Source organism: Corallococcus sp. RDP092CA (assembly GCF_041903675.1).
Taxonomy (GTDB): domain Bacteria; phylum Myxococcota; class Myxococcia; order Myxococcales; family Myxococcaceae; genus Corallococcus.
Map to the genome: position 1 here is coordinate 1 of NZ_JAYESI010000018.1, position 17778 is coordinate 17778.

The 17778-nt window shown below is 71.1% G+C and carries 14 protein-coding genes; 6 read left to right on the top strand and 8 right to left on the bottom strand.

The genetic code is table 11. The annotated features are described in order from the left end of the window. On the bottom strand, positions 1-1380 hold a 1380-nt coding region (truD, locus tag U8525_RS19860), incomplete at its 3' end, for a tRNA pseudouridine(13) synthase TruD (protein ID WP_374267841.1). Positions 1381-1451: 71 nt separating this feature from the next. Between truD and U8525_RS19865 the strand changes: the two genes are divergently transcribed. The 4 genes from U8525_RS19865 to U8525_RS19880 all read left to right on the top strand — a co-directional run bounded on the left by U8525_RS19865 (position 1452) and on the right by U8525_RS19880 (position 7528). Continuing rightward, positions 1452-2387 (top strand): hypothetical protein, encoded by a 936-nt coding sequence (locus tag U8525_RS19865; RefSeq protein WP_374267842.1) that lies wholly within the window; start codon positions 1452-1454, stop codon positions 2385-2387. Positions 2388-2514: 127 nt separating this feature from the next. Continuing rightward, positions 2515-4185: an adenylate/guanylate cyclase domain-containing protein gene (locus U8525_RS19870; RefSeq protein ID WP_374267843.1), complete on the top strand. Its 1671-nt coding sequence runs from the start codon at positions 2515-2517 to the stop codon at positions 4183-4185. A gap of 20 nt (positions 4186-4205) precedes the next feature. Further along, complete coding sequence (locus tag U8525_RS19875) at positions 4206-6518, top strand: serine/threonine-protein kinase (protein WP_374267972.1); 2313 nt, start codon at positions 4206-4208, stop codon at positions 6516-6518. A 107-nt stretch (positions 6519-6625) separates the two neighbouring features. Beyond that, complete coding sequence (locus U8525_RS19880; protein ID WP_374267844.1) at positions 6626-7528, top strand: hypothetical protein; 903 nt, start codon at positions 6626-6628, stop codon at positions 7526-7528. 30 nt (positions 7529-7558) lie between these two features. Here U8525_RS19880 and U8525_RS19885 read toward each other — a convergent pair whose 3' ends face one another. The 5 genes from U8525_RS19885 to U8525_RS19905 all read right to left on the bottom strand — a co-directional run bounded on the left by U8525_RS19885 (position 7559) and on the right by U8525_RS19905 (position 14172). Continuing rightward, the gene (locus U8525_RS19885; protein ID WP_374267845.1) at positions 7559-9358 is read right to left on the bottom strand and encodes a DUF4215 domain-containing protein; all 1800 of its coding nucleotides are present in this window, start codon (positions 9356-9358) and stop codon (positions 7559-7561) included. A 130-nt stretch (positions 9359-9488) separates the two neighbouring features. Then, complete coding sequence (locus tag U8525_RS19890; RefSeq protein WP_374267846.1) at positions 9489-10913, bottom strand: sugar porter family MFS transporter; 1425 nt, start codon at positions 10911-10913, stop codon at positions 9489-9491. Between the two features lie 169 nt (positions 10914-11082). Then, positions 11083-12585, bottom strand: coding sequence for a sigma 54-interacting transcriptional regulator (locus U8525_RS19895; RefSeq protein ID WP_374267848.1), 1503 nt, complete (start codon positions 12583-12585; stop codon positions 11083-11085). A 74-nt stretch (positions 12586-12659) separates the two neighbouring features. Continuing rightward, on the bottom strand, positions 12660-13496 hold the full coding sequence (locus tag U8525_RS19900) for an MBL fold metallo-hydrolase (RefSeq protein WP_374267849.1): 837 nt from the start codon (positions 13494-13496) through the stop codon (positions 12660-12662). 214 nt (positions 13497-13710) lie between these two features. Beyond that, positions 13711-14172: an SMI1/KNR4 family protein gene (locus U8525_RS19905; RefSeq protein ID WP_374267851.1), complete on the bottom strand. Its 462-nt coding sequence runs from the start codon at positions 14170-14172 to the stop codon at positions 13711-13713. Positions 14173-14500: 328 nt separating this feature from the next. Between U8525_RS19905 and U8525_RS19910 the strand changes: the two genes are divergently transcribed. Continuing rightward, positions 14501-14638 (top strand): hypothetical protein, encoded by a 138-nt coding sequence (locus tag U8525_RS19910; RefSeq protein WP_374267852.1) that lies wholly within the window; start codon positions 14501-14503, stop codon positions 14636-14638. Positions 14639-14657: 19 nt separating this feature from the next. On the opposite strand, the gene U8525_RS19915 is transcribed toward U8525_RS19910, so the two are convergent. Together U8525_RS19915 and U8525_RS19920 are read right to left on the bottom strand one after the other, a co-directional pair. Next, positions 14658-15275, bottom strand: coding sequence for a dihydrofolate reductase family protein (locus tag U8525_RS19915; protein WP_374267853.1), 618 nt, complete (start codon positions 15273-15275; stop codon positions 14658-14660). A gap of 123 nt (positions 15276-15398) precedes the next feature. Beyond that, a complete protein-coding gene (locus U8525_RS19920; protein ID WP_374267854.1) occupies positions 15399-16793 on the bottom strand; it encodes an alpha/beta hydrolase family protein in 1395 nt (464 codons plus the stop codon). A 70-nt stretch (positions 16794-16863) separates the two neighbouring features. On the opposite strand from U8525_RS19920, the gene U8525_RS19925 reads away from it, so the two are divergent. Next, positions 16864-17775, top strand: a complete 912-nt coding sequence (locus U8525_RS19925) for a glutaminase (protein ID WP_374267855.1) — start codon at positions 16864-16866, stop codon at positions 17773-17775. Positions 17776-17778: the final 3 nt, after the last annotated feature.

The window sequence follows — 17778 nt, forward strand, 5'->3', positions numbered from 1 at the left end:
GCCGAGGCGGCTGGGCGGCCGGGCGTCCCCGCCGGGCGCTCCGGCGCCGCGGGTCGCGCGAACCGCCAGCGCGCGGTGGCGCGGCGTCGCTTCTCCGGCGCGGGCGTCGCGGGCCGCGCGGGTGGCGGCCTCCACGCGGGCCTCCTCGCGCTCGGTGGTGACCAGCCGGGGGCGCTGCGAGGCGCGGACGTCCTCCTTCGAGTCCTCCGTGTACTCGAAGTGGAACAGGCGCTTGATGACCAGCGTGGCGTACGCGCCTGGGGGCAGCGTGAAGGCCACGTTGACCTTGATGTCGCCGCGGTTCACGTCGTCGTTCTGCGTGCGGCCCACGACGAGCTTGTGCGGGAACATCACCAGCGGGCGCTGCTCCTCCTTGAAGTAGAGCATCCGCTCCGCGCCCTTGATGCGCAGGTCGGACAGCTTGAGCTTCTCCCGGCCCAGCACCCAGGTCATGGCCTCGGCGACCTTCGGATCCTCGAAGGTGGTGTCCGGCCCCACGAGCGGGAAGGTCTTCTCGCGCAGGGTGTGCAGCACGTCCGGGGTCGCGTCCCGGTAGTGCAGGAGCGTGCCGGCCTGGTAGCGCATGGGGAACATGGCCTCGCGCGGCAGCATCAGCTGGAGGTAGCGCCGGACGCCCTCGTTCCAGAGGAAGCTCTGGTACTCGAAGAGGATCATCGCCCGGTAGTCCGAGTCGATCTGCAGGAACGCGCGGAGCCAGTCGCCCGGGTGCTCGCGCAGGCTGCGCAGGATGCGGTGGTACTTCTTCGCGCCCTCGAAGGGCACGCGCGCGTCCCAGCGGCCCCAGTTGTCGCGCCAGAAGCCCTTCACCTTGGCGTCCTCGGTGCGGTCCAGGTCCGAGGGGCGGGCGAAGTAGTTGTGCAGCGCGGCCTCGAAGTCGCCCCGGATGAGGTCCTTGGCGATGAAGCCCTGGCCGTGCTTGAGCGCGCCGAAGCGCTGGCTGTCGAAGTAGTTCACCACGCCCAGCCGGTTCACCTCCGCGGCGGCCAGGTTCAGCGGCGCCAGCGAGTCGCGCGTGAGGGCGCGCACGGTGACGGAGAAGCGGTTGGAGGTGATGTTCTTCGCGGAGAGCGGCTTGTCCGTCCGGCCCAGGAACTTCAGGCGCAGGTCGGGCTCCTGCATGTCCACGTCCGCGCCGTCCACGGCGATGATCTGCTCGGTGCGGCCCTGCTTGTCCTTCAGGCCGCAGTAGCTGATGGCGCCGGGCTTCAGCCCGAACGCGTCACGGATTCGGTTCACCGCGTCAAAGGTGGACAGCTTCTGCTTGTCCATCAGGTAGACGCGATGCTTGCCGCTGGCGACCTCGTCGAAGCGGTAGGACTCCTTCACGGAGAAGTCCTCGGGTTTTTGCTTGATTCGCACGACAGCCCCCTTACCACGTGGACGCCCGGATTGAAGCGTTCGCACTGGAAATGGGCTTAACCTGCAACCCCATGAGAAACCTTCCCGCCCTGCTCCTCCTCGCGCTCGCCGGGCTCGCCGTCGGGTGCGCGACCCCGCTGTCCACCATGCAGACGGCCAGGACGCTCGCGCCGGGCCAGGTCCAGGTGACGGGCAGCATGGGGGTGTTCGTCCCGGTGGGGACGCTGGCGTCGGTGGTGGACGTGGGCATCGACCAGGGGCGCGAGGCGAAGCGCGCCATCGACGAGGACCGGCCCTACACCCTCACGGAGGAGGATCAGCAGCGCCTGCTGACGGCGGGCCTGGCCCTGGTGGTGGCGCCGCCGGGGGTGAACCCGGAGCTGATGGTGCGGGTGGGCCTGGTGGACGGGCTGGACGTGGGCGGGCGCTACAACGGCAACTCGCTGCGCTTCGACGGCAAGGTGCGGCTGGCCCACGGCGGGCCGGACCCGCGCCGCTCCTATGACCTGGCGCTGGGGGTGGGGGTGTCCAAGTACCTGTTCTCCGGGGCGGTGATGGACGTCCTGGAGGTGGTCCAGCTCGGGGACTTCAGCCGGACCGACGTGGAGGTGCCGCTGTACCTGAGCGCGGAGTACGGCGACGTGTTCAAGCTCTACGGCGCCCCCAAGTACGTCTTCAGCCACACCCGGCTGGACGCCCAGCTGGTGGACTTCTCCCAGCAGGGCAAGCCGGTGACGGGCTTCGACGCGAGCCTGCCATCCTCCGTGAACAGCCACTTCGTGGGCACGACCGTGGGCTTCGCGGTGGGCTACCGCTACGTGCACTTCTACGCGGAGCTGACCGGCGGCTACGTCTTCTGCAACCCCCACATCTTCGGGCAGAAGCGGGACCTGGGCGGGATGACCTTCCTGCCGTCCATTGGCCTGGGCTTCCGCGCCCCGGAGCGCCGGCCGGCCGCGTCGGTGGACCCCGCGACCCCGGGGACGTTGGCGCCTCCCTCCACGTGAGCCGCCGGGCGGGCGAGGGGACTGACCGGCCGTGCAGGGCGTTGGCGGTCTGGACCCGGGGGCGCTTCGCGAGCGTTCCTTTGGGGCGGAAGGCTCTGGTAGTGTCCGGGCCGGTGAGGATTCGCGCGTGAACCAGGCACCCGCCCCATTCCCGCCCCGGTCCGGGTCGCACCCGCGCGGGCCGCACCTGACGGGGCGGTTCGCGGACGGGACGTTGGGGGAGTTTCCCCTGGGGGCCACCACGTCGCTCGGCCGCCACCCGTCCAACACGCTGCGGCTGGTGGACCGGGAGGTCTCCAAGGAGCACGCCACCATCGAGAAGGTGGGGCGTGACTTCGTGCTGCGCGACCTGAACTCGTCCAACGGCACCTTCGTCAACGGGCGCCGGGTGACAGGGGAGATGCGGCTGAAGGACGGGGATGAGATCGCCCTGGGCTCCTCCCGGCTCGTCTTCCACAGCGGCGAGGCCGTCCCCGGCGGAGGCAACCCGCCCACGCTGCCGGGCGTGACGGTGGTGGCCAACGCCGTCTCCATGCCGGCCTTCCTGGCGCAGATGGACCAGGTGCCGCAGAACTTCCGCCCCGCGGAGCAGGTGACGGACGTCGCCGCCCTGCGCCGCGACTACGAGAAGCTGCGCATCGTCCACGAGTTCCACCGGCAGGTGAGCCTCAAGGGCAACCAGGCCGACCTGTTCGAGCAGATCCTGAAGGTGGCCTTCGAGCTGCTCGCGGCCGACCACGGCGTCATCCTGAAGGTGGGCCCGGAGGGGGAGTTCATCCCGGCCGCGGTGCACCACCGGCAGGGCAAGCAGGCGAACGTCATGCTGTCGGACACCGTGCTCAAGCGCGTGGTGGAGACGGGCAAGGCGGTGCTCACGGCGGACGCCATCATCGACGAGCGCTTCTCCGCCGCGGAGAGCATCGTGGCGCAGGGCATCCGCTCCGCCATGGCGGTGCCGCTGCTGGTGAACGGCGACATCATGGCGGTGCTGTTCCTGGACAGCCGCCAGCAGATCAACGCCTTCTCGGAGAAGGACCTGACCATCCTCTCCGGCATCGCCGCGCAGGCGGGCATCGCGCTGGAGAACGCGGCCCTGGCGGAGCAGATCCGCAACGAGGCGGTGACGCGCGCGGAGCTGTCGCGCTTCCTGTCCAAGGCGGTGGCGGACGCGGTGATCAACGGCGGTACGGAGGACCTGCGCCAGAGCCGGCTCGCGGAGGTGAGCTGCCTGTTCGCGGACATCCGCGGCTTCACCACGCTGGCGGAGAGCGACTCGCCGCAGGAGGTGGTGTCGATGCTCAACAGCTTCTTCACCGCCATGGCGGACGTGGTGTTCCGCTACGAGGGCAACCTGGACAAGTTCATCGGGGACTGCGTGATGGCGGTGTGGGGTCCGCCGCTGTCGCACCCGGATGATCCGGCCCGGGCCCTGCGCGCCGCGCTGGAGATGCAGGACGCCGTCACGGAGCTCAACCGGCAGCGCGTGCTGGACGGCAAGAAGCCCATCGAGGTGGGCATCGGCGTCAACACCGGCCAGGCCGTCGTGGGCTACATGGGCAGCGCGGAGCGCCACGAGTTCACCGCCATTGGCGACACGGTGAACACCGCGTCGCGGCTGTGCGGCATCGCCAAGAGCGGCGAGGTGCTGGCGTCGGAGGCCACGGTGCGCAAGTCCGGCGCGGGCTTCGACGTGGAGGAGCTGCCGGTGCTGCAGGTGAAGGGCAAGGAGAAGGGCGTGCAGACCTTCCGCGTGCACGGCGCGGAGCTGACCACCTCCACCTCCCGCAAGGTGCGCTGACGGTGCGCTCCTCGTCCCTGATGCCCACCCAGTCGTGCCCCAACTGCGGCACGGTGCACGACACCCGGGTGTACGTGAGCGGCCAGAAGGTCACGTGCCGCTGCGGCATCCGGTTCGAGGTGCGGCGCGCGGACGTGTCCGGCATCCATCGCCCGGCCGAGCCGTCGGGCATCCGTCCGGCCGCGCAGGCCGACGACGCGGCGGGCGTCGCGGTGACGTTCACGCCGCGCGCGGCGGAGAATCCGCGAGAATCGACGTCACCTTCCGCCGCGTCCGGTGTTGGAGCGGGGAGGGAGGACGCGGTGGGACAGGAGATGAGGGCCGGCTCCGTCCCAGGGGGCAGCGAGATGAGCATCCCGCGACCGGATGGCGTGGGGAAGGCGGACGAGGGCGAGGTTCCCGTGGGCGCAGCCGCCGTGGGGGGCCCGGGTGCGCCTTCCTCCGGAGTGGCATTGCCCGCGGCGGACCCGGCGGCCGCGGAGCTGATCGGGGCGACGCTGGTGCGCTCGGGGGCGCCGGGCGTGCTGGCCCCGCGCGCGCCCGTGAACACGGGCATCCGCGACATCGAGAACGCGGAGACGATGCTGTCGGGCGCGAAGCCCGAGCTTCCCGGGCTGGAGCTCCTGGAGATCCTGGGGCGCGGCGGCATGGGTGAGGTGTGGCTCGCGCGCCAGCGGTCCCTGGGCCGCACGGTGGCGGTGAAGGTGCTGCCGCCCCGGCTGGCGAAGGACGAGGAGTTCGTGTCGCGCTTCGACAAGGAGGCGACCGCGCTCGCGGCCCTGAGCCACCCGAACATCGTGCAGATCATCGACCGGGGCGTGTCCGGCGAGCACTACTACTTCGTGATGGAGTACGTGGAGGGCCAGTCGCTGCGCCACGCGCTGAGCGGCAGGGAGCCGCTCACGCCCGCGCAGTCGCTGAAGGTGCTGCTCCAGGTGGCGCGCGCCGTGGAGTGCGCGCACGCCAAGAACATCATCCACCGCGACCTGAAGCCGGAGAACATCCTGCTGGACGGGCGGCTGCACGCGAAGGTGGCGGACTTCGGCCTGGCGGGCATCCGCGAGCCGGACTCGGAGAAGCACCTCACCGCGACGGCGGTGGCCATGGGCACGCTCAACTACATGGCCCCGGAGCAGCGCCGGGACGCGAAGAACGTGGACGGGCGCGCGGACCTCTTCTCCCTGGGCGTGATGATGTACGAGGCGCTCACGGGCGAGCTGCCCGTGGGCCGCTTCAAGCTGCCGTCCGAGCGCGTGCGCGGCCTGGATCCCCGCCTGGATCCGGTGGTGGAGCGCCTGCTGGAGACGGACCGCGAGGCCCGCTACGCCACCGCCACGGAGGTGTGCGAGGCGCTGGAGGGGCTGGTGTCGGCCTCGTCGTCGCCGCACGCGGCGCCCGCGTCGGCGCTGGCGCGCGCGCAGCCGTCGCACGTGGCCCCGACGAAGGCCAGCGCGGGCCCGGAGACGGCCGTGCTGGAGGCGCTCCACGCGGGCTGGGGCCGGGTGCGCACGGGCCTGTCCATCGTGGGCGGGCTGGCCGTGCTGGGCTTCGCGGTGCGCGCCTTCGTGGGCGTCGGGGGCCTGGCGGGCCTCGCGCATGTCGTGGACCCGCCCCCCGCCGTCCAGCACTTCCCGCCCAACACGGAAGGGGAGGTGTTCTCCGGCCTGAAGCTCACGCCCCCGGCGGCCGGCTCGGATGACTTCACCCTGGAGCTGGGCTTCGAGCAGGGCGAGGAGGAGCTCAACGTCCACAGCGGCACGTGGACCATGGACCAGGGAGAGCTGCGCGTCGTGCAGGCCGGCCGCGAGGCGGACGGCAAGCTGGTGCCGCGCGCGTACCTGGCGCACCGCTACTTCACGAGCGACGACTTCACGGCGGAGGTGCTGATGGACGTGAAGGCGCTGGGCAAGGAGTGGTCGGTGGAGGAGGACGGGCAGCACTTCGGCGAGCTGGCCTTCCGCATCCGCGACGTGCAGGTGTCCGTCTTCGCCATCCCCGACGCAGGCATGCGGCTGTCGTGGCGCTACTTCTCCCCGGAGGACGGGCACGAGGTGGTGGGCAACAGCGCGGAGGACACCAAGAACCTGGTCCAGGACGAGATGCCGGTGCCGAAGCAGGGCCCCTTCCTGGTGAAGCTCCAGCTCAAGCGGCAGAAGAGCGGCGTGCGGGTGGACGCGTTCCTCAACAAGAAGCTGTTCGCCTCCAAGGTGCTGCCGGGCTTCGAGGGGCGCGTGGGCAAGCTGGCCCTGGGGTGCCGCAACCTCCAGTGCACCTTCGATGACCTGAAGATCGTGGGGCCGCTGCAGGAGCGCCCCGTGCGCCGCGCCGAGTAGTCCCCCGCGGCTGGGAGGGGGCTTGCCGCCCCGTCCGGCGGTCCCCACCTTGCTCCCGCCGGGCTTCCGCGCGTGCGCGGGGCCGTCCGGCACCGCGGGGGTGAGGCATGGGCGTGGACCTGGACCTGGGGCGCGTGCTCCTGCTGCCGCTCTGCGGCCTGGGGCTGGCCCTGCTGCTCTGGGCGACCTTCGCCCTGGGGCGGACGCCCACGGGCGCGCGGCCTCACTGGATGCTCGCGGGCTTCGGGGCGCTGGCCCTGGGGCTGGTGCTCTTCGTCCCGTGGATGCGCGGGACGCCGCTGGTGCCCGTGTCTCCGGACGTGCTGGTGAAGGCGCTGGGGGGGCTGCTGCTGGTGCTGGCCGCGGGCCTGTCCGCCCGGGGGGCCCGGGTGCGCCTGCGGGCGGATGCGCTGCGAGGCGCCGCGCCCATGCCCCTGGACGAGGCGGTGGAGGCCCTGCGCGCGGGCCGGCCCCCGGGCTTCGGAGTGTACCGGGGCCGGCTGGAGGCCGTGGAGACGCTGACGTCGCCCGGCGGCGTGCCGTGCGCCTTCTACGACGCGGCGGTGCACGCGGTGGGCGCGCAGGGCCGGAGGGGGGCGCTCCTGGCGCGGGAGCGCGCGTATGCGCCGGTGCTGCTCCTGAAGGGCGAGCGCACGCGGGCGGCGGTGGGCTTCGCGCCGTCCGCGCTGCTGGCGCCGGTGGAGGTGCGCCGGTGCGCGGTGCCCTCCGGACTCACGCAAGCGGAGCTCCTGGGCGAGCCCGGGCAGGCGCTGTCCTGGGAGCGCGTGGGCGTCCCGGGCGAGGCGTGCCTGGTGGTGGGGGAGCTCCAGCGCGGTTTCCGCGACGGCACCTACGCCCTGCGCGGACGCGGCGGGCGCCCGGCGCTGGTGGTGCTGGGGGAGGAGGCCCCAGGCACCGGCGGGGTGCTGTCCCGCCGGGCCTGGAGGCACTTCGCGGCGGCCGGGGCGCTGTCCCTGGCCGCCGTGCTCATGCTCGCCCGGACCTTGTGAGGCCCGGGCGAGCCGGGGACGGCGGGGCGACTACCCTGGATCGATCTGGCAGTTGTTGGGGCAGCCGTCGCGGTCGTTGGTGTTGCCGTCGTCGCACGTCTCGCCGTAGTCGTACTGGGTGATGCCGTCGCCGCAGCGGGCGTTCCAGATGCAGGTGAGGCTGCACTTGCCGTAGCCCGGGCCGTTGGCGTTGCCGTTGTCGCACTGCTCGCCCTTGTCCACCTGGCCGTTGCCGCAGGTGGACTCGCAGGAGGTGCGTTCGGTCTGGAAGTTGGTCAGCGTGAGCTTGTACGACGACGCGCTCTGGTGGCGCTCCGCCTGGAACACGACGACCTCGTAGATCTTGTCCTTCTGCAGCTTCAGCTTGGACACGGTCGTGGCGTCGGCCAGGTTGACCGAGCCGTCCTTGGCGCCGTGCACGCCGCCCAGGTCCAGGGCGAGCGTGCCGTTGATGTACACCCAGACGTCGTCGTCACCGTTGAACTCCAGCAGCTCGTTGCCCGCGAACTGGAACCAGTAGCGCGTCTCGCTGGTGAAGCTGAAGTTGTGGTTGTTGGCGCCGCGGTTCTCCAGCCCCGCGCCCACCCAGCCGCTGTTGTCGAGCGGGAAGAAGTTCGGGTTGTCGAAGCGGTAGGTGGCGCCGGAGGTGCCCAGCCGGTTCAGCTTCAGCGTGCTGACCTCCGTCATGTTGATGCCCTGCACGTCGTTGTACCACTGGTTGAAGTTCGCGCTGCCGCTGGTGGTGCCGGAGCTGACGCCATCCTTGGCGTAGGTCGGCTTGCCGTTGGTCAGCTTGCCCTCGTACAGCGCTCCCACGATCCCCTGCTCCTCGCCGTTCTTGTCGTCGAAGTCCGGGTGGACGGTGGCCGGGTACTTGCCGCCCACGGGCTGCCCCTTGCCGCGGAAGTCGCGGTAGACGACCGGGATCTCCACGGCGTTCGGGAGCTCATCGGTGACGCGGACGCAGGCGAAGCCTTCCTCCAGCTGGCAGGTGGACGAGCAGCCGTCGTTGGAGCGCGTGTTGCCGTCGTCGCACTGCTCGGTGGTGTCACCGGGGAGGATGACGCCGTCGCCGCAGCGGGACTCGCAGACGCCGTTCACGCACTTGGGCTCCAGCACGCACAGGGGCGAGCAGCCGTCGCCCATGTTGTGGTTGCCGTCGTCGCACTGCTCGGTGCCTTCCTTCTTGCCGTCGCCGCAGGTCGTCTTCGTGCACGGCTGCCCCACGGTGTCGCACTTGTAGCCCTGCTCCAGGCGGCAGGTGTCGCTGCAGCCGTCGCCCTTGGCGGTGTTGCCGTCCTCGCACTCCTCCTCGCCGGCGACGATGCCGTCACCGCACTCGGCCGCGCGGCAGCGCTGGCCCTGGAAGGGGCAGGACCAGCCGGTCTCCACGGCGGAGCAGTCCGCCTTGCAGCCGTCGTTGGACTCCTTGTTCCGGTCGTCGCACGCCTCGCCCTCCTCGACGATGCCGTTGCCGCACGCCGTCGCCACGACGCAGGGCCGGCCCGAGACGGGACACTCGAAGCCGACCTCCACCTCCGTGCAGTCGTTCTTGCAGCCGTCACCGCTCACGGTGTTGGCGTCGTCACAGGCCTCGCCCTTCTGGACCTTGCCGTCGCCACAGACCTGGGGACCCGGATCGTACGAGCCGCCGTCGGGCTGCTTGTCGCCACCGTCCGTGGAGCCGCCATCGTTGCTGCCACCGTCCGTGACATTCGTACCGCCGTCGTCGTCCGGACTGTCATCGCCCGGACAGGCTGTCAGTGTGAGGAGGAGGGAAGCGAGCACGAGGCTCGCGAGTCGAGGCAGACGGGGGGAATGTCTCAGCATGGAGAAGATGCTGAAAGCCCGTGGCCCCGGGTGTCAAATGGATCAGGTGTTTTCTCACCCCGCCGGTACGTAAAAATGCAGAAAGCCCGTACAGGTGTACGGGCTTCCGGCGGTGCCCTGCCTCACGGGGCTACATCTGCTCCAGCTCGCGCCCCTTCGTCTCGCGGATGAACTTCGCGGCGAAGAAGATGGAGAACACGGCGGCCGCGGCGTAGAGGCCGTACGCCCAGCCCAGCCCGATGGCCTGGAGCGACGGGAACGTGGCGGACACGAGGAAGTTGGCCAGCCACTGCGCCATGGCCGCGATGGACAGGGCGAGCGCGCGGATGCGGTTGGGGAACATCTCGCCCAGGAGCACCCAGACGACGGGGCCCCATGAGAAGCCGAAGAAGACGACGTAGAGGTTGGCGGCGATGAGCGCGGTGGTGCCGGCCGCGCCCTGGAGCACGGGCTTGCCCGCGGGATCCAGCGGCGCGCTGCCGAAGAGGTACGCCAGCAGGCCCAGCGTGAGCGCCATGCCCACGGAGCCGATGATCAGCAGGGGCTTTCTGCCGATCTTGTCCACGAACGCGATGGCCACGAGCGTGGTGAGGATGTTGGTGACGCTGGTGATGACGGTGATGGCCAGCGAGTTCTGCTCGGAGAAGCCCACCGCCTGCCAGAGGACGCTGGAGTAGTAGAAGATGACGTTGATGCCCACGAACTGCTGGAGCATCGCGAGCACGATGCCGATCCACACGATGGGCAGGAACCCGAAGCGGCCGCCCTTCAGGTCCGCCAGGTGCGGCGTGTAGTTGGTGCGCAGCGAGCGGCGGATCTCCACGACCTTGGACGGCGCGGTGTCCCCCTCGATGTCGCGCAGCACGCCCAGCGCCTCCTGCTCGCGCCCCTTGGCCACCAGGAAGCGCGGGGACTCCGGGATGAAGAACGCGCCCGCGCCGTAGAGGATCGCGGGCGGCAGGCCGCTGAAGAACATCCACCGCCACGCGGTCAGGCCCAGCCAGCCGGGGTTCGCGGCCGAGCCCGCGGCGCGCGCGATGGCGAAGTCCCCCAGGAGCGCCATGAAGATGCCGACCACGATGGCCAGCTGTTGCAGGGACGCCAGGCGGCCGCGCAGGTGCGCCGGGGCGATCTCCGCGATGTACGCGGGCGCCACCACGCTGGCCGCGCCCACGCCCAGGCCGCCCACCAGCCGCCAGAAGCTCAGGTCCCACAATGAGAACGCCAGGCCGGAGCCGAGCGCGCTGATGGTGAACATGGCCGCCGCGACCATCATGGTGCGCCGGCGCCCGTAGCGGTCCGCGATGTGCCCCGCGCCGAACGCGCCCGCCGCCGAGCCGATGAGCGCCGAGGACACCGAGAGGCCCAGGGCGACCTCGCTCGCGGCGAACTCCGTCTTCAGCGCGCTGACGGTGCCGTTGATGACGGAGGTGTCGAAGCCGAAGAGGAAGCCGCCCAGCGCGGCCACCACGGAGATGATGATGATCCTGCCGGTATGGGTCTCCGGTCGCGCCGTGGGATGCCTGCTCGCCGGAACATCCAGGACTTCCGCCATGACGGGCTCCTTCCCCCTGGGATGGGCGCGTGTCCGGCCCTCGCGGTACGCACAACGGCCCTGAAGAGAGGTGCCCCCCATGGCCGCCGAAAGGCACCCACGGGCAGGGCGGCGCCCCGATGGCTGCTCGCTGGGGAGCAAGGCTCACGCCCCGAGGACGGGCCGACGCTCAGCCCTCGTCCGCCAGGCCGTACTCCTTGAGCTTGCGGGCGAGCGTGTTGCGGCCGATCTCCAGCGTGCGCGCCGCCGCGGTGCGGTTGCCCTTCACGGCCTCCAGGACGCGCAGGATGTGGCGGCGCTCGACCTCCGCCAGCGGCAACAGGAGCGGCGCGTCCGGCGCGGCGGGCGGGGGGGACGGGAGCGCCTTGTCCAGGGAGGGCAGGGGCAGGTGCTCCTCGAGGATCTCTCCCTCGGACAGGACCACGGCGCTCTCGATGCAGTTCTCCAGCTCGCGCACGTTGCCGGGCCACCGGTAGCGCTTGAGCCTCCCGAGCGCGGCGGCGCTGAGGCGGGGCACGGGCAGGCGGTGGCGCTTCGCGGCGGTGGCGACGAAGTGGCGGGCGAGCCGCTCGATGTCCTCGGCGCCGCGCTCGCGCAGCGGGGGCAGGTGCAGCTCCACGACCTTGATGCGGTAGTAGAGGTCCTCGCGGAACCTGCCCTCCGCCACCATGCGCGGCAGGTCGCGGTGGGTGGCCGCGACGATGCGCACGTCGACCTTGACGGCCTGCGTGCCGCCCACGCGCTCGAACTCGCGGTCCTGCAGCACGCGCAGCAGCTTGCCCTGCACGGCCTGGGGCAGCTCTCCCAGCTCGTCGATGAAGACGGTGCCCCCGTCGGCCGCCTCGAACTTGCCGGGCACGCGGTGGTCGGCGCCGGTGAAGGCGCCCTTCTCGTGGCCGAAGAGCTCGTTCTCGATGAGGGCGGCGGGCAGGGCCGCGCAGTCCACCTTCACGAAGGGCTTGTCGCGCCGGGGGCCGTTGACGTGGATGGCGCGCGCGAAGAGCTCCTTGCCGCAGCCGCTCTCTCCGCGCAGCAGCACCGTGGCGTCCGTGGGGGCGGCCTTCTGCACCAGGCGGTAGAGGGCCTTGAGCGGCGGGGCCTCGCCGATGATGCGGTTGAAGAAGTAGCCCACCGGGGCCTGCGGCTGATCCTTCGCGCGCTGGAGCTCCTGGTAGAGGCTGGTGCTCTGGAGGGCGGTGCTCACCTGGGCCGCGATGTCGGTGAGCCTCTGGGTGTCCTCCTCCGTGAAGGGGCCGCCGCCCAGGCGGTTGAGCACCTGGAGCACGCCGTACACGGCGCCGCTCGCGTCGCGCAGGGGCACGGCGGCCAGGCTGATGGTGCGGTAGCCCGTCATCCGGTCGATGTCCGCGAAGAAGCGGCGCTCGCCGCGCGGATCCGGCACGTGCACGGGCACGCCGGTCTCCGCCACGGAGCCCGCCACGCCCTGGCCCAGCTTCACGCGGATCTGCGCGACCTCCGGCAGGTGCGCGGCGCGGCTGAAGAGCTCGCGGCGCACCGGATCCAACAGCCACAGCGTGCCGCGGTCCGCCTGGAGCGTGATGGCGATGCGGTCCACGAGCGTCTGGAGGAAGGCGTCCAGGTCCACCTCGCGCCCGACGAGGCCTCCGAGGGGGAGCAGGACCTGGGACACATCCGGCGGGGAGGAGGGCATGGCGGTGGGCAGCGGCGGAAGTGAGAAGGGCGCTGGGGGCACTGTAGCAGCGCGGGGCGCGGGGCTCGGGGCGCTCATGCGCCCGCCGCGCGGCCCAGGAGCATGCGCTGGCCCTCGCGCGCGGGCTCGGTGAAGGGGAACAGGCCGCGCGCCTCCTGGGCCATGTCCTCCAGGAGCTCGTCCGCGTGGGACGGATCATGGTGGAAGAGGAAGAGGCGGCCCGCGTGCAGGTCCTTGGCCACCTTGGCCGCGTCCATCATCGTGGAGTGGCCCCAGCCCTTCTTGGACATGCCCTTCCGGCCCTCGTACTCGTCGGGCGTGTACTGGGCGTCCAGGCACAGCGCGTCCGCGCCCTCGAAGTGGCGGGCCACGTCCGACGTGAGGCGCTCGGGCAGCTCCACGTCCGTGGCGTACACGAAGGCGTGGCCGTCCGCCTCGACGCGATAGGCCATGCAGCCGTCCGGGTGGGGCACGTCGATGGGCGTCACCTTGAAGGGGCCCACCTCCACGGTGCGGCCGTGCAGCGCGGCGCCGAAGGCCATCTTCGAGCGCATGGTGGACAGCGGCACCGGGAACTGCGGCGGGCGCATCTGCTGCGACAGCGTGGACTCCAGCGCCTGCGCGCCGTTGGCGCCGGGGCCGTACAGCGTCAGCGACGTCGTGGGGAGGTACGCGGGCGTGAAGAAGGGGAAGCCCTGCACGTGGTCCCAGTGCAGGTGCGAGAAGAACATCGTCGCCTTCTGCGGGGCGCCCTCGCGCATCATCACCTCGCCCAGCGCGCGGATGCCCGTGCCCGCGTCGAGGATCAGCCGCTCGCCCTGGCTCGTCACCTCCACGCACGCCGTGTTGCCGCCGATGCGCGAGCCCGACACCGCGATGCTGCCCCGAACGCCAAAGAAGCGGATTTCCATGGTGCGTCTCCTGGTGCTCCGACACCCGCTGGGGGCGCCCTGACGTGGAGGGGCAGAGCACGTCCGGTGCCAGCGCCAAGGGGCTGGAATCATTGGGGGCCGGGGGAGGGGGGCGGCAGGCCGCTCCATTCTGGAGCGCTCCGGATGGGGCGGGCGTTCCAATCCGGCGCGGACATCGCACGACCGGAGTAGGCACGTCATGCACCTGCGGTGCTCACTCGGCCAGCCAGAAGAACTCGTCGCCGCTGGCCAGCGCCTTCTCCAGGAAATCGCTGAACGAGGCGGCAATCTGCCGGGTCTCGACCGGATCCGGGAACGTCTCGTGGAAGGCGTCCAGGAGCGGGTATCGCCCGTTCACCTGCTGCGAGACGTCGGCGAGGATGTAGTCCCCGTCCTGGAGGTAGAGCAGCGTGTACCAGGAGGCGGGGCCATCCGCGTCTGACTCGCTGCCGCGAATGGCTGCCCGACCGCGGCGGATTTCGTCGAGCGAGAGGAAGCGGTAGTTCGCGTACAGGCGTGGACGGAATAGGGTCGCGCCGTTGCAATGCAGGTAGAAGGCGCGCAGATCTGCATCCAACTGCCAGCCCACACGAGCCTCGAAGGCCGCGATTTGCTCCGGCGTCGCGGGAGGCTCAGGAAAGTGGTGCCGGGATACCTCGGCCAGAAGGGTGTCCATGAGCGGCATGCTTTAGTCCACGTAGGGCCGTGCAGGTCCGGGCGTGCTCCACTGGCCGCTCCCAGCGTAGCAGGCCGGGTCATGAGGGCGTGGCCCTGCGCGGAGCACTTCCGCTGGCACTCCGACATGAACGCGGCGCTGCACTGCCAGGGCCCGTAGTAGATGGTCGTGCGCAGCTGCCCACCGTCTGGCGTGTTGACGATGGGCCCGACCCATTTCGCACGCGCAGGACTGCCTCCGCCTCCGACGGTGGCCGAGCCACACCCGGCGAGGATGAAGGCAATGCATAGTGTGCATCGTCGGTTATGGGTGGCTGTCATTGATATTCATGACAGCACGGCCAAGCACGCATGTTAAGGCAGCGCTGGGCTACGAGGTGGTGTTCGACATGAGCCCGAACGCGGCGGGCGCGGCGGAGCTGCGCGCCATGGCCCGCGAGCTGGCGATGCTCGCGGAGCTGCGCTGACGCTCCCGCGCGGGTCGCCTCAGGCTTGCTGTCCGATGGTGCCGGTCCGCAGGGGGCCTCCGCGCCGGTACGTGAGCAGCGCCACCCCTTTGGGCGTGATCCGCGAAGCGGCGAGCTCCAGCGTGCGTGGCTGCGTCCCCGCTCCGAAGAGGCTCCGGCCGCTGCCCAGCGTGACGGGGATGACGTGCAGATGCAGCACGTCCACCAGGTCATGTGCCAGCAGGGTCTGCAGCAGGCCGCGGCTGCCATGCACCTGAAGCTCACGGCCGGGCGAGGCCTTGAGGCGGCGCACTGCCTCCACCGTGTCCCCCGCCAACAGCGTCGAGTTCGCCCATTCCACGCGGCGCAGGGTGGTGGACGCCACGTACTTGGGCAGCGTGTTGAGCTTGTGGGCGATGGGGTCGTCCGGCGACGTCACCCGCGGCCAGTAGCCAGCGAAGATCTCGTACGTCCCGCGCCCGAGCAGGAACGCGTCCGCCCGGGAGAAGATGTCGACGATGTGCGCGCCCAGCTCCTCGCTGCCATGGGGTTGCACCCAGCCGCCATGGGTGAAGCCGCCGCTCGGGTCCTCCTCTGGGGCTCCTGGGGCCTGCACCACTCCGTCGAGTGTCACGAACTCCGTCACCGTCAGCTCCATCGCCGCATCCGTCCCTTCCGGGCAGTCCGTTCGCCCGTTCAAGATCGCGACGGATGGGCGGCGCGTGGATCGACACGCCCGCGTTCTTTCCGCGCCCCGGGAGGCGAGCGGGCCTGGGCTGACTCAGGGCGTGGGCAGGCCGGGGGTGAGCGCCGAGCGCACGTCGGCCTCGGTGAAGGTCGTTCCCCAGACGGCGTTGACCTCCTGGGCGATGAAGGCCGCGCCTGGCTGGAGCGTACCCAGCGAGGCCTCCAGCATCGCCACTCGCGGGTCGGTGAGCTCCAGCAGGCGGGGCACCACGTCGCTGACGTCGCGGCCCTGCTCCTGCGCTGCGCGTACGCCCTGGAGCCACGCGCGCACGGTGCCCTGCGCGTGGGGGACGTAGAGGGGTTGATCCGCCGCGCCCAGCGACACGAGGAGGTGCCCCAGGCTCAGCGTGAGGACGACGCCGCCGTGCAGGGTGAGCAGCGGCCCGTGGTCCGGCGGCAGGGTGTTCCAGTCCACGGCCCCGAGGTTCTGGAGGTACATGGGCGTGATGCGCTGCGGGGCCTGGGTGACGAGCGCGCGCGTGTGCTCCACGGGGATGAGCGTGTCCCAGTCGTCGTGGAGGATGAGGAACGGCGTCTGGACGGCGCTGGCCAGGTGGGCGGCGGTCCACCGCGCGTAGTCCGTGCCGGGGGCGGTGGGATCGCCGCCGGTGGTGGCGTAGATGCGGCGGAAGTAGGGCTCGAAGAACTGCTGGTAGCGCGAGCGCATCGCCGGGTCACTCACGCGGGCCGGTACCTGACGGCTCACGTAGTCCACCTCCGCGGCGAAGTCGGACAGCGGGGACAGGGCGACGCCCACGGCGGGCACCACCGTGGCGGGGGCGTCCGCCGCCGCGTAGAGCGCCTCGTAGCCGCCCCAGGAGCCGCCGAAGATGCCGATGCGCTGCGTGTCCACGTTGCGGGCCTGGGCCAGGAAGCGCATGCCCGCGTTCATGTCGTCGCGGTCGTTCTGCAGGTCTCCGCCCGCGTAGAAGCGGCCGAAGACGGCGAGCACGCCGAAGTCATGGAACAGGTAGACGAAGGCCTCGCCCGCGATGAGCTCCGGCGTGGTGGGCGTGAACGCGATGGGCGAGGAGCCCGGCCCGAAGTGCGGCTCGCTGTCGTCCGGGTGGATGCCGGCGCCGCGCGCGGCCCACTTCGCGTCCACGGCCTCGCCGGTCCAGGCGATGCCGTCGTAGGGCCGGGTGAGCACCACCGTGGGGGATACGCCCGGCTTCCGGGGCGGGAACCACTGCGCGTAGGTGGCGGCGCGGCCGGGCACCTCCAGCTTGAGCAGCTGATAGGGCCAGACCTGCCCCGCGGCGTTCAGCTCCCCGGAGTCGAGCTGGGTCACCAGGACCGAGCCCGAGTCCGTCGGTGTCTCGTCCGGGAGGTGGCAGGTGTTCGTGTTCGAGCTGGAGTTGGCGCAGCAGGCGATGGGGACGGCGCCGAGGAGGGCGAGGGCCAGGAACGGGGTCGAGAACAAGCGCATGCCCCAGCAGACACCGCGGCGCGGAAAATCTGGAAGCCTCCCCGTGGATTCCGGACGAGGATGGCGACACATGGACTACCAGGCGGTGTTGTCGGAGGTCTGGGACGCGGTGCGGCCGGTGGTGGGGCAGGGCCGCGTGGCGTCGTACATCCCGGCGTTGGCGGCGGTGGACCCGCGCCGTTTCGGCATGGCGCTCGCGACGGTGGACGGGGACGTGTACGGCGTGGGGGACTGGCGCGAGCCGTTCTCCATCCAGAGCATCTCCAAGGTGTTCACGCTGGCGCTCGCGCTGGCGCGGGATGGGGACGCGTTGTGGCGGCGCGTGGGCAAGGAGCCGTCGGGCAACCCGTTCAACTCGCTGGTGCAGCTGGAGTACGAGCAGGGCATCCCGCGCAATCCGTTCATCAACGCGGGCGCGCTGGTCATCACGGACCGCCTGCAGCGGCTCACGGGCGATGCGCGCGGCGCGCTGCGGGACTTCCTGCGGGCGGAGAGCGGCAACCCGCTGGTGGACTTCGATCCCGTCATCGCCGCGTCGGAGGCGGAGCACGGCCACCGCAACCGCGCGCTGGCGCACTTCATGGCGAGCTACGGCAACATGGAGAGCGCCGTCCCGGAGGTGCTGGAGCACTACTTCTGGCAGTGCTCCCTGGCGATGAGCTGCGCGGACCTGGCGCGGGCCTGCGGCTTCCTCGCGCGGCATGGTCGGCGCGCGGACGGGGCGCGGCTGCTGACGCGCAGCCAGGCGAAGCAGGTCAACGCGGTGATGCTCACCTGCGGAACCTATGATGCGGCGGGAGAGTTCGCCTACCGCGTGGGGCTGCCGGGCAAGAGCGGCGTGGGTGGGGGCATCATCGCCGTCATCCCCAACCGCTGCGGCCTGTGCGTGTGGAGCCCCGGGCTGGATGCGCGGGGCAACTCGGTGGCGGGCGTGGAGGCGCTGGACCGCTTCACGACGCTGACCGGCCTGTCCGTCTTCTGAGGG